The following is a 12,360-nucleotide window of genomic DNA, read 5'->3' on the forward strand; positions in this document are numbered from 1 at the left end:
TGGTTAATTTTATGATAAGCACATAGCTTGGCCGCGTTGTAAAAGCAGTTTACAACAGTGGAGCTATTCTAAAATAGATACCGTAGAAGGAGATAGTTGATTCAGATTAGTTATATTTAATTTGTTAGAGTTAATTAAAAGTATAATTTTCATGAGTCATACTCCTTTCCGTTTTTATTTTGGCTTTTTTACTTAACTACTTAAATTTACTATAGTTAAATGAGAATGTAAAGAGTTTTTTTAACGGAATGTTAATAAATGTGTTTGAATTGTTCCGTTTAAAGAAGAGACAAATAGAAAATGCACTGATAATCTTGATTCTTAGTCAAACTATTGTCCTCCACCTACCAATTAAGTATAATGCATAAAAGAAAGCTAGCTAATAACTAACTAAAAGGAGTTCCTATGAAATTACTAATTGTTGAAGACGACCAAGATTTACGTGGCGCCCTGGCAGAAGGCTTAGAGCTATCTGGTTACGCCATTGATCAGGCTGAAGATGGGGAAGAGGCGCTATTTAAGTATCAAACAGAAGATTATGACTTAATGATTTTAGATTTGAATTTACCAGAACGAGATGGCTTTCAAGTCTTAGAAAAAATTCGGGAAAAGGATTTAGAATTCAAAGTCTTAATTTTAAGTGCCCGTGACCAAGCAGAAGACAAGGTCAGAGGCTTAGATGTTGGCGCCAATGACTATTTGACGAAACCTTTTGAGTTCATCGAATTAGAAGCTCGTATTAGAAATTTATTAAGAAGACAATTTATTCAAGAAAATAATGACCTAAGCTTTGACCAAGTCCTTCTGAGTGTTGCGACAAATGAGGTCCAAGTAGCAGGGGAAGCTTTAAAACTAACTAAAAAAGAATTTTCGATTTTACGTTATTTACTCTTAGCGGGCGAGAAAGTCGTTAGCCAAGAAGAATTGATTTCTCATGTCTGGGATAGCAATGTTAATCCCTTTAGTAGCTCAATTCGTGTCCATATGGCATCGTTACGGAAGAAGCTGAAAGAACGCTTAGGCTATGACATAATTGGCACGAAAGTTGGTGTCGGCTATTATTTAAGGGGAGAAGCAGGTGAGAAAAATGCTCAATAAAATGCCGATTAGGCTGAAATTTACTGTCTTAACGATGTTAATATTAAGCTGTTGTTGCATTGGTTTAACGATTTTCACTAGTCTCTCTGGTAAAAGAATGTCTTCCCAAATCGCTTCAACTTTACTGCCAGCTCAAGCAATTAGTACTAGGGACTCAAGAGGGCGTTTAGTAATGCCCGCAATTGCAATGACCCCAAGTATAGACCCGGCAGTAGCGGAAAAACAACGAGAGCAAGAGCAAATTTTAAAAAACTATTATATAACGAGTGCGAGTTTTATGGTGTTGATTATTATTAGTGGGGGCTTAGGGGCGTATTATATTTCCGGTAAAGGCTTAGTTAGTTTGATTGAGTTAAACACAAAAATTAAAAACAGTTCGTTAGATACTTTATCTGATGAATTAGCGCTACCTTTAGCTAAAGATGAGATTTCTGACTTAACTAATTCCTTTAATCAAATGAAGCGCCAGCTTAACGAATCCTTTGTATTTCAAAAACAATTTTCTGGCAATGTGGCTCATGAATTACGAACACCTTTAACCGTTCTAAAAACAAAGTTAGCTGTTTTTCAACGGAAAGAGCTAGAGCTGTCAAAGGAGACGGCAGTCTTAGTGGCGGATTTAAGTAAGCAAGTGCAACGCTTAATTGAAATGGTTGAAAAGCTTTTGCAGTTGACGAATGATTATCAACTAGGTGAGGAGAGCCAAATATTAGTTAGTGATTTATTCGAAAATATCTTAGCTGATCTAGGGCCGATGATTGAAGAGAAAGAGCTAATAGTTACCTCGCAGGTGACGGATCAGATGATTACTGGGGACTTAGATTTACTGTATCAAGGTTTTTATAACTTATTGGAAAATAGTGTCAAATTCAACCAACAAGGGGGCGGTATTGAGCTAAGTGTTAATGAAACACTAACAGCCTCGCAGATTTCCATAACTGATACAGGGATTGGGATTCCAGAAGAATATCGAGAAGCCGTCTTTCAGTCACTGTTTCGTGTAGACGAAGGCCGGGATCGGAAAGTTGGCGGTTCTGGTTTAGGGTTAGCCATTGTCCAAAAAATTATCAGTAAACATCAAGGCAAGATTGAGATTGTCAGTAATCCCCAGGCTACTCAAGGGACTAGGGTAATTGTCAGTTTACCAAAGAAAAAGAAGCTTAACTAAGCTTCTTTTTTTTGAAAGACCTTTGTCGCGCCTTCTTTACAAAGATTTAACATCGACTTTGTTATAGTTCTTTTGAAAGACAGGAGGAACTTAGATGATTCAATTAAATAAAATTAAAAAAGTAGTAGCAGACAAGGTAATTCTTGATGATATCAGTACTACAATCGGAGAAGGCTTAAGCTTTATTACCGGGCCCTCAGGTAGCGGTAAGTCTTCATTGTTGCGGATTTTAGCAGGAATTGACCAAGACTACCAGGGTGAGGTGTTATTAGATGGTTAGTTATTAAGTGCGTTAAGTAACCAAGAACGGAGTGCCTTATTAAATAATAAAGTCGGCTTTATTTGGCAAGACTATAAGTTACTTAATGAGCTAACAGTCTTAGAAAATCTTAATTTGCCGACTTATTTAAAGAAAGGTCAGGGACCAAAGGCTGAAAAGATTATGCTTGAGTTAAAAATCAGCCAATTAGCTGAGCAAAAAGTTAAAGATTTATCTGGTGGACAGCGCCAACGAGTGGCGATTGCCCGAGAATTAATGAAAGATCCTGATTATTTATTAGCTGATGAACCGACTAGTGCATTGGATCAAGGAACAGCCAGAGAAGTTATGGGGATTTTTCGAGAATTAGCTAAAAGTCGCAATGTAATTGTTGTGACCCATGAGCTTACGAATATTTCCCAGACTGACCAAGTGATTGAACTAGATAAAGGGGTGCTCCTAAGAGGCGACCAAAAGGCTGACTCTCAACTAGTCACCAAAAAGAGCCTTAACAAAAATAAAGGCCTTAGTATGCAAGGAATTTTAAAGATTTTAAAAATAACTATCAGCCGTCATCAAGGCCGTTTTTTGACAACCGTTCTGACATTACTAGTCGGTAGCTCCTTATTATTAGGGGCAAGTGGCGAAAAAATTCAGGAAAGTAATCAAAATGCCTTTGCTGATATGATTGAGGTTTATGGAGAAAACATCTTAGATATTAGTCTAGTTCCTCATTTTATGAGTGCCGCTGGAACCGGCAATGATTCAGAAACGGGACCTTCAGCGAATGTTAATCAAGACGTTAGTGCTTTATACCAACAGTATCAATCGGATGAACGGATTCAATTTGTCACCTATAGTTTAGCTTTTAATGATATTGAGATTAAATTGGCAGATCAAGACTATCAGATTACTAGTTCCGGTAATGCTCCAGTTATCAATAAAATATTAGCTGGCGAGATGCCCAAGGGACCTAAAAAGCAAGTCGTTGTGCCGGAGAGTTTTATCAAAAAAAGTGGTTTAACAATGGCAGAAGCCCTAGGTCAAGAGCTTGAATTTTCAGCAACAATTACGACTTGGCAAGGTGAAACACCAATCTTTGTGCCAACAAAAGTGACAGCGGAAATTGTCGGGGTAATTAATACGACAGTTACAACAGGAACAGGTCAGGAGACCTTTACTTATGAAATTGAAGATTCTTTCTTCTTTAGTGAGTCGGCCTTAACGGAATTATTATCAGTTTCAGAGAAAAAATTGAAAGATAGCAACTTTATTATGCGAACTAACTCACCAGAAAGTTTAATTGCGATTAAAGACGAATTAAATAGCCAAGGAATCGTGCCTTTAGGCAACTTTGAAATCGTTGAAGATGTGGTTCGCTTAGGCCAACAATCAACAGAACAAACAAGTTCCGTGAATCAACTAATGATAGTTCTTGTTTTAGCTACGGTGGGGGCAATTTACTTAATTAGTACTCTTTTTAGAAGTAAAGAATACGCAATATTTAAAGTGAATGGTTTTGATAATTTCAATTTAGTGAAACTAAATAGTGGCGAAGTCTTTCTAGCAGTCTTCGTAGCTCTGACAATTTTATTAGCTTTGTCACCTTTCTTAAATCAATTATCGGAAAAATTCTTTGGAAATGAGATGTTAAGTCTAGCAGAACTAGGGAAGCCAGTCCTAGTAACACTGTTACTGGGCGCTTTAGGACTATTAATTTCAAGTTTAATTATATGGAAAATCGACATTATGAAAGTCTTTAAAGTAGGTAAAAAATAATGTATCAATTAAAAAATCTAACGAAAAGCTATCAAAAAAAGCGAGTGCTCTCCCAAGTTAATTTTGATTTCCCGGAAAAAGGCCTAGTCTGTTTAATGGGAGAATCAGGCACTGGTAAGAGCACCTTACTCCAGATTTTAGCAAGTTTGGATTCTGATTATCAAGGAGCTGTTTTATTTGGTGGGAAAAATCTAGCTGAGTTAACTCAAGAGGAAAGTCGTAACTACCGGAAAGATTATCTAGGGCTCATCTTCCAAGACTATCATTTGTTGGAAGGTTATACAGCTTTGGAAAATGTTCTATATCCTAGCTATTTACAAGTTGAAAAGGACAATGATAGCTTAGTTAGTCAAGGGAAGTCTTTATTAAAAAAAGTCGGCTTAGTAGCACAAGAGCAGCAAAAAAGTGAGACTTTATCTGGTGGTCAAAAGCAACGGGTAGCGATTGCTAGAGCGTTGTTAAATAATCCTCAAGTGATTTTAGCTGATGAGCCAACGGGTGCCTTAGACCGAGGAACAGCCACTGAAATCATGGCGTTACTGAAAGAGATTGGAAAAGAGCGCTTAGTCATTTTAATTACTCATGATCCAATAATTTGCGAGGATGCCGACCAAGTGTTAATAATCGATGAGCAAAAGCTGTTACTAAAAACAGGAAGTAACTGTGCAAATGATAATAATCCACTCGCCTTTAAACTTAAAGCATATGGCAACGGTATAACGAGACCTTTAGCTTGGAAAAATTTCCAAGTCAATCTCAGAAATTATTGCTTAATTGCCATAGTTTTTGCTATCAGTGCCACTTGTTTACTCTTTACTATCTCAGCAAATCAAGCAGTAAAAAGTTCAATCACTGATTTTCAAAAGAAAAATAGTGGGTTAAGTAATGGGTTTATTAAAGTCGGCCCAGAAGTCACTGAAGAGGATTATCAAAAAATCAGTCATGATCCTAGGTTAGAAAATGTCTACAAGCAGTATCTCTTAACGAATATTACCTTAAAAAGTAGTGGCAAAACCCTCACTCTGGCAGAGAAATACCCCCTCCCTCGGGCTAAAGAGGTGATTTCCTATGGTAAAATGCCTCAAAAAGGACAAAAAGAAGTAGCCTTAAGTGGCACCTTAGCTAAACAATTTAGAGGGGAAATCAATCAATTAATTGGTGAAAAGATAACTGTGATAGTCAATCAAAAGAGCTATAACTTAAAGATTAGTGGGATTTATAATGCTGCCTACGATGATTTGTATTTAAGTTCAGATCTCGAAGCAGCCCTATATCAAGGGAGAGTTAATCAGCCATGGCTAGGAATCACCTTCGATGTTAAGCAGTTTGAGGAGATTGTATCCGTCTATCAGTCACTTGCTAAAGCCGGTTTAGCCCCGGAAATGGCCTTAACAGAAGTTGAGACGATGTTAACATCATTTACTAAAATTAAGAGCGTCTTTATGATCATCACCTTGTTAGTTTTAGCAGTTTGTTTATTTCTGATTGTCGTCCTGATGCAGAAACTGCAAGGGACACGTCAAAAACTAGTCGGTCTGCTAGGCGCCTTTGGGTTTAAGCAGAAAAGTATCAGTCATTTACTAGGATGGGAAAATTTCTTTTTAGCCAGTTTAACAACTGTCGCAACGGGATTATTATCAGTCAGTTTGAGTTATTTAGGTCAGTTAGCTAGTTGGCCAGTAAGTTTAACTGTAGGTCAACTTGGGTTAGTCTTAGGTGGAACGTTTAGCAGTCTTGTTTTAATTAGCTACACTTTGAAGCAACGAGCTTTAGGAAGGTCGATTATTGAGTCGTTGAAATAAATGCCTTAGCTCATAAAGTAGAGCAAGGCACCGGCCCCACCAGCTAAAGCTAAAACTAATAAAGTATTTAGTTTGTATTTAAAGCGACCAATCTCAGCGATACTTATTCCAACTAAGGAAATCAGTGGCAACGAACTAGGAATCAACGCGTCGAAAAGTAAATTTAAAGCAACAGCAATGATCATGCCTAAGGCGGCGATTTTAGTTAAGTTTAAAAATTTAGCTAAGACTGGCTTGGCGAAAAAAGTTGCTTCGTATTTGAGTAAGAGACTGGAAAAGACAAAAGATGAGGTACAAACAGCTAAAGTTGCTGCGACTGCCCCAGTAAAACCATAAGTAATGTAGCCAACGTAAGTCGCTGAATTGACAGCGATAGGACCAGGGGCTAAAAAGTCTAAAGCATTTAAGTCAGCAAACTGCTGAGTGGTGATTCCTAGTTTCTTAGCATCGGCAAAAATTAAAGACAGCATGGCGTAGCCACCGCCAAAGCCTAAGAAACCAATTTTTAGAAAGATTAAAATAAGTATTTTCATGTAATTTCCTTTCTTGAAAAGATAGCTAAGAGGAAACAACTACTGATGATATAACCAATTGGGACGTGAAAAATTGTAATAGCTAAAATTGTTAAGCAGACCAAAAGCCAAGCTTTTGGTCTTTTTTTGATAATGTAAGGAAACATGCCAATTCCTGCTTCTAAAATAAAAACACCAGCCGTTCCCCGAATAGCAGTTAAAACATAAAGCATGACGCCGCCTTGAGGTAAGGATTGATAGATCATCGTCAATAAGGTCATAATAACTAAAACAGGCGTAATGGCTCCTAGGCTCGCAAAAAAACGACCAGCCTTCCCGTTGACTTGTTCGCCTAATAAACAGGCTGTAGTGATGACAGTGACCCCTGGGACTGTTTGGGCTAAGGAAACATAGTGATAAAAGGTCTCACTTTTTAGATAGTTTTGATCAGTAACTAGCTCTTGATGTAACATCGGGACCATAGCTAACCCACCAGAAAAAGTGAAGGTGCTAGCAAGAAAAAAAGTTTGAATAAGTTCAGATTTTTATACATAATAACCTCCTTAATTCATCAAATCAGAGTAATAAATAATAAAAACTAATACTTTGTTATATAATGTATAAGAGGTGATGATAGATGGTGGAGAAAATTAGAATGTTTTTAGCAATTTGTCTAGAAGGTAGTACGTTAAAGGCGGCAGAAGCACTCCATGTCAGCCAACCAGCCATTAGCCAAGGAATCAAAGAGTTAGAAAGACAGCTAGAGGTGAAACTTTTTGAACGACAAGGTCGGAAACTAATCTTATCCCCACAGGGCGAAAGCTTTATCCCCTATGCTCAAGGGTATCTTAAGTCCCATGATGAGGCGATGTTAGCCTTTAAAAAAACTAAACTGAGTTTGAAAATTGGTAGCTCGATGACGATTGGCAGTACATTATTACCAGAATTGATTCAGAGATTTGAAAAGGAGTCAGGAATTGAATGTCGCTTACACGTTAATAATGCCCGGAAAATTAAGGAAATGTTAGAGAATAATCAACTTGATTTAGCGTTACTTGAAGGGGCAATCACCTCTGAGGACTATCTCTATTATCCTTTAGGAGAATTTTCTTTGAGATTTGTAGCTAGTCCAGATTATTTAGCTGAAAGAGACACCACGAAGGGATGGCGGGAGTATGATTTTTTAGTTAGAGAATCCGGTAGTTCTTATCGCCAACAATTTGATGATTTCTGTCTAAAAAATCAGATACTTAAGGAACCGAAGTGGGAATGCTCAACGAATGAAATTATTAAACAAGCTGCTTTAAATCATCAGGGCGTGGCTTTGTTGCCAAAAGAACTAATTGACTTAGAATTATTGAAAGGTCAGTTAGTGGAACTACCTATCAAACAAATTGAAATTAGTGAAATTTATGGGATTGTCCTTAATAAATTAAGAATGGAAGAGTCAGGGATTCAAGGGTTTATTGAATTTATTTTGGGGAAGGAAGGGGATCCTCAGTGAACGGCTGATTTGTGACTAAAGTTAGAACATGCTTAACAAGTAAAGTCTTAGTAGACAACTGAAAAGTTGAACTAAGGCTTTTAAGTTGTTTTAAAATTGACAACGTTTCCAACAGTCGCTAAAATATCCTTGGCATTGTTAGTTTTTTTATTTTACTTGAAAAAAACAAGATGGTTAAGTCAATTAAGGAAAGTGTTGGTCAGTATTTATGTGTCCCTTTGACCTTATTAAAGGAGCTTAAAGCTGTGACAAAAAAGAGTAGTTTCAGAAAATGGTTAACCTTGTTTATTTTATGTTTAGCAGGTGGGGTAATTTATCAATTGCCTTATTTGCGAGAGTCTTATTATGTCGTGATGGTTGACGTTTTTGAGGTTTCAAATACCCAGTTAGGTGTGCTGATGTCAGCTTTCGGAATTGTTAATTTGTTGTTGTATATACCTGGTGGAATCTTAGCTGATCGGATCTCTTATAAGAAACTAATCCCGCTATCTTTAATTTTAACTAGTTTTGTTGGTTTTTATTATGCCACTTTTCCTTCTTTTATGATGTTGATTGTTATTCACATGGTTTTTGCAGTCACTACAGTCTTTACTTTTTGGGCAACGTTAATCAAGGCGGTCAAACTTTTAGGTGACAGCCGAGAGCAAGGGAAGTTGTTTGGCTTTTTAGAAGGTGGCCGGGGCTTAACGGCGACAATTGTGGCCTTGTTATCAGTCTTAGTTTTTAAACGAATCGGTGAAGGTGCCTTGGGACTGAGAGGAATTATTATTTTCTATTCGCTGATCTTATTTGTCTTAGGGGTTCTCGCTTATTTTGTCTTAGATGAGAAAAGTGAAGCCATTGCTAAAAGAGAGCCACTCTTTCAAGGGTTAAGTTACGCCTTGAAGATTCCAGCTGTTTGGTACGCTTCAGGTATCATTTTCTCAGCCTATTCTATCAATGGCGGGTTGACTTACTTAACACCCTATTTAACAGATGTATTTAGAATGTCTGTTTCTTTAGGGGCGACAGTGGGAATTATTAGAACTTACGGCTTAAGAATTGGTGGTGGGCCTTTAGGTGGGATGATTGCTGATCGGATTGGTTCAGCGTCTAAGTTTTTACTCTTTGGCTTTACTGGCATAATTATTACGACAACAGGTCTGATTATTATCCCGGCGCAAGAGTCTTTATTAACAGTGACCTTAGTTGTCGTTTTATTAGCTTCATTTACGATTGCTATGGTTCGAGGTGTGTATTTTGCGCCGATTGATGAGATGAAAATCCCTAATATTTACGTCGGAGTAGCGGCGGGAATCATTAGTTTGATTGGTTATATTCCGGATATCTTTATTTACACCTTATACGGAACGGTCTTAGATAACTACCCAGGTAAAGGGGGTTACAACATTTTATTCGGTATCATTGTCGGTTTGGCTGTCATGGGCTTAGTCTGCTCAGTCCTCTTAAGCCAAACAATTGCTAAACAAGCCAAGCTCACAAAGGAGAACTAAACATGATTGAATTAAGTATTAATAGTGATTTTAGAGATGATGTCCCTAGCTTTGACAGTATGGAAGAACAACTAGAGCTAATTGCCAAAGCTGGTTTTAGTCATGTTCACTGGTGCTATGATTGGGAAGATAGCTACATATACGCAGAGTCAGAGATGGACATGTTTAAAACGTGGTTAGTAAAATATGACTTAAAAGTTAAAGGCCTTCATGGAACAGAAGGGGATCGAAAAAGTCGCTTTGAAAATGGTGAAAAAGTCATTATTCAAAAACGAAAAAATACGAGTACCCAGCGGAAAGATTACACGTCATTAAATGAATTTAGCCGTTTAGCAGGTGTGGATTTAATTAAGAATCGGATTGACTTAGCTAACAAAATTGGTGCCCAAGAAGTCGTCTTACATATGCAAATGCCCTATGAAGACATGGCTGAAAATCAAACTTTTAAAGCGAAATACTGGCAACAAGTCTTTAAATCTTTTGATGAACTCAAAAGCTACGCCTTAACGAAGCAAGTTAAGATTGCTGTGGAAAACTTAATATGGACTCCAATTGATTTGCAAATCGAACAGTTTGAACGGTTGTTTCAACGTTACCCAGCTGAGTTTTTAGGCTTGTGCTACGACTCTGGCCACGAGTTGTTAATGGCAGAAAAGAATCAGTTTAAATTATTAGAAAAATTTAAACACCGAGTGATTGCTCTACACGTCAACGATAATTTTGGTTATGAGCAAATTGGCAAGCAGCAAGATGACTTTAAAATAGTTGCTAATGATCGACACTTACCGCCTTTTTCAGGAGCCATTGACTGGCAGACCTTTGCCCAGTTACTTAGTCAAAGCCCTTACGAGTTACCACTTACGATGGAATTAGTTGTGCCAAGGGATTACCAAGGCAGTTCTTTCGATTTTTTACTGGAAGCTAAGGCAAAAGGGGAGCGGTTGACGGAGTTGGTGTTGGAGAAGGGGATAAAGAAAGGTTAGTTAGGATAAAGAGCTCTGTTAAATTATTATTCATATTTTACATATGGAAACAAGGTTATGGATATATTGATCGTTTTATGAAAAAGAAAGTGGAAGTTAATCAACTGACTATAAATAAATAATTTTCGACCTTTTTATTAGTCATTTTTTTAAAAAATGAGCTTTAACTTTACAATATCTTAAACTCGTACTAAAATAAACTTGCAACCTTCATTAATATTATAGCTCAAAAAAAATATATATAGTTTCAGAATGGTTTATTACCTATGTTTTTTTTGAATAAAGCTTGTTTTATGAAGGAGGAAATTTTATGAGATCAGTTTTGGATGCACCATCTCAACGGCAGATAAAAATCATTGAGTTTTTAACTAGCTCAGACGGTTGGGTAACAATCGGTAATTTAGCTAAAAGTTTAGGAGTAGCGACTAAAACAATTAATGAAGACATTAGTATTATTCGTGAATCTTGGGGAGAAGAACTAAACATTGAAAGTTCATTTGTTTATGGTATTCGAATTAATCAAGCATCAAGTTCAATTCTTTTGATGATATTTTCAGATATATTTAATGAATCCTTAAGTGTTAAGTGGATTGAGTTAGTTTTTTATACGCCTTATAAAGATCTCAAGTATTACGCAGAAAAATTACACGTTAGTCAGTCAACATTGTATCGTTTAAGAACTAAAATTAATAAGTTTTTTGAAAATTATGGTATATATCTTAATAGTCATCAATCTGTTTATTATTTTACGGCGGATAATGAAATAGTCTATCGGAAAATTATGATAACTATTCTAACTGAAGTTTCAGGTGTATTTTTACTTGAAATGATTGGCGAGAATATTTTAACAAATTTACAAAAAAGAACTAATCAAGATGTTTTAAAGAAGTACGTTGATAAACATAATCTTAATATTTACTATTTCACTGTTTTTTATTATGTTTCATTAGTTAGGGAAAATCAGGGATTTAATGTAGAGAAGCGTCCTACGAGTGAATTTAAGGGAAAACCACCAAGCAGTAACTATTTACTCTTCTTGATAAGTCACTTTCCACGATTAAAAGAAGAACAAATTAATAATATTGAATCGGATATTATTTTTCATCTTGAAGGATGGGAAAATACAGAACAAAAAGAATCAGTAAATAAGATGATTAATCAATTTGTTAATGAGTTATTTGAATTTTTAGGTTTACTTTATACTATCGAGCAGTTTAAAATATTTGAAGGTGTTTTGAATACTTTATACTTAGAACAAACAAATTTTGGGGTTCCCTTTTCAAAATTATTTAATCGATTTGCATATTTTTCAGTAAAGCTTCAAAAAGAAAAGCCAAGTTTGTATAAGTATTTAGTTAGTCAGTTTACAAAGTTATCAACAGAATTAGGGATAGATTTTATAACATATATAGACATTATCATCTATTGCTTAGTAACGACGATACCGGAAGTTGTCTTGTATAATAAAGCTCAAAAGATACTAGTTGTCAGTGATTTTTCTGAGAAACATGCTAAATTCATTGTGGAGAGACTTTCTTATAGGGTTTCGACTAAACAATATTCAAGTATCTTGTTTGATCATACGACAAAGGACAAACTAAGTCAGATTAATCTGAGAGACTATCAATTCATTGTCTCTAATTGCCTAGTTAATGGCGATTGTGTAGATATCATATTAATAGATGACTATCCGACATATAAAGACATTTCACGAGTGAATTACCAAATAAATCTATTTTGTCAATAATTTTCTGTAACCGTA

General features: G+C 36.1%; 9 protein-coding genes and 1 pseudogene. 8 read left to right on the forward strand and 2 right to left on the reverse strand.

Annotated features, from left to right (window positions below; genetic code table 11):
• The first annotated feature begins 405 nt into the window (after positions 1–405).
• The 4 genes and pseudogenes from CBF35_RS00535 (at position 406) to CBF35_RS00555 (ending at position 6,106) form a co-directional block, all read left to right on the forward strand.
• Positions 406–1,098 carry a response regulator transcription factor gene (locus CBF35_RS00535; protein ID WP_126777934.1) on the forward strand — a complete coding sequence of 231 codons (693 nt, stop codon included), beginning with the start codon at positions 406–408 and terminating at the stop codon, positions 1,096–1,098.
• Positions 1,088–2,266 carry a sensor histidine kinase gene (locus tag CBF35_RS00540; RefSeq protein WP_126777935.1) on the forward strand — a complete coding sequence of 393 codons (1,179 nt, stop codon included), beginning with the start codon at positions 1,088–1,090 and terminating at the stop codon, positions 2,264–2,266. Before CBF35_RS00535 ends, CBF35_RS00540 begins: the two co-directional genes overlap by 11 nt.
• Before the next feature lie 94 nt (positions 2,267–2,360).
• A pseudogene (locus tag CBF35_RS00550) lies at positions 2,361–4,304 on the forward strand (ABC transporter ATP-binding protein/permease).
• A complete protein-coding gene (locus tag CBF35_RS00555) occupies positions 4,304–6,106 on the forward strand; it encodes an ABC transporter ATP-binding protein/permease (RefSeq protein WP_126777938.1) in 1,803 nt (600 codons plus the stop codon). Before CBF35_RS00550 ends, CBF35_RS00555 begins: the two are co-directional and overlap by 1 nt.
• 5 nt (positions 6,107–6,111) lie before the next feature.
• On the opposite strand, the gene CBF35_RS00560 is transcribed toward CBF35_RS00555, so the two are convergent.
• Positions 6,112–6,639, reverse strand: a complete 528-nt coding sequence (locus tag CBF35_RS00560) for a chromate transporter (RefSeq protein WP_126777939.1) — start codon at positions 6,637–6,639, stop codon at positions 6,112–6,114.
• Positions 6,636–7,151: a chromate transporter gene (locus tag CBF35_RS00565; protein ID WP_126777940.1), complete on the reverse strand. Its 516-nt coding sequence runs from the start codon at positions 7,149–7,151 to the stop codon at positions 6,636–6,638. Before CBF35_RS00565 ends, CBF35_RS00560 begins: the two co-directional genes overlap by 4 nt.
• A 104-nt stretch (positions 7,152–7,255) precedes the next feature.
• Between CBF35_RS00565 and CBF35_RS00570 the strand changes: the two genes are divergently transcribed.
• The 4 genes from CBF35_RS00570 (at position 7,256) to CBF35_RS00585 (ending at position 12,345) form a co-directional block, all read left to right on the forward strand.
• Positions 7,256–8,122: a LysR family transcriptional regulator gene (locus tag CBF35_RS00570; RefSeq protein ID WP_126777941.1), complete on the forward strand. Its 867-nt coding sequence runs from the start codon at positions 7,256–7,258 to the stop codon at positions 8,120–8,122.
• A gap of 245 nt (positions 8,123–8,367) precedes the next feature.
• Positions 8,368–9,615, forward strand: a complete 1,248-nt coding sequence (locus CBF35_RS00575; protein WP_211345276.1) for an MFS transporter — start codon at positions 8,368–8,370, stop codon at positions 9,613–9,615.
• A 2-nt stretch (positions 9,616–9,617) separates the two neighbouring features.
• Positions 9,618–10,598 (forward strand): sugar phosphate isomerase/epimerase family protein, encoded by a 981-nt coding sequence (locus CBF35_RS00580; RefSeq protein ID WP_126777943.1) that lies wholly within the window; start codon positions 9,618–9,620, stop codon positions 10,596–10,598.
• Positions 10,599–10,908: 310 nt separating this feature from the next.
• Entirely contained in the window at positions 10,909–12,345 is a 1,437-nt protein-coding gene (locus CBF35_RS00585) for an AcpB/EbpR/MafR family transcriptional regulator (protein ID WP_126777944.1), read from the forward strand.
• Positions 12,346–12,360 lie beyond the last annotated feature (15 nt).

The sequence above is a fragment of the Vagococcus salmoninarum genome, assembly GCF_003987495.1.
Lineage (GTDB): Bacteria > Bacillota > Bacilli > Lactobacillales > Vagococcaceae > Vagococcus_D > Vagococcus_D salmoninarum.

Bases quoted from the DNA above. Each gene is read 5' to 3' on its own strand.
- CBF35_RS00535 (WP_126777934.1), top strand. From the start codon at position 406: ATGAAATTACTAATTGTTGAAGACGACCAAGATTTACGTGGCGCCCTG.
- CBF35_RS00540 (WP_126777935.1), top strand. From the start codon at position 1,088: ATGCTCAATAAAATGCCGATTAGGCTGAAATTTACTGTCTTAACGATG.
- CBF35_RS00555 (WP_126777938.1), top strand. From the start codon at position 4,304: ATGTATCAATTAAAAAATCTAACGAAAAGCTATCAAAAAAAGCGAGTG.
- CBF35_RS00560 (WP_126777939.1), bottom strand. From the start codon at position 6,639: ATGAAAATACTTATTTTAATCTTTCTAAAAATTGGTTTCTTAGGCTTT.
- CBF35_RS00570 (WP_126777941.1), top strand. From the start codon at position 7,256: ATGGTGGAGAAAATTAGAATGTTTTTAGCAATTTGTCTAGAAGGTAGT.
- CBF35_RS00580 (WP_126777943.1), top strand. From the start codon at position 9,618: ATGATTGAATTAAGTATTAATAGTGATTTTAGAGATGATGTCCCTAGC.
- CBF35_RS00585 (WP_126777944.1), top strand. From the start codon at position 10,909: ATGAGATCAGTTTTGGATGCACCATCTCAACGGCAGATAAAAATCATT.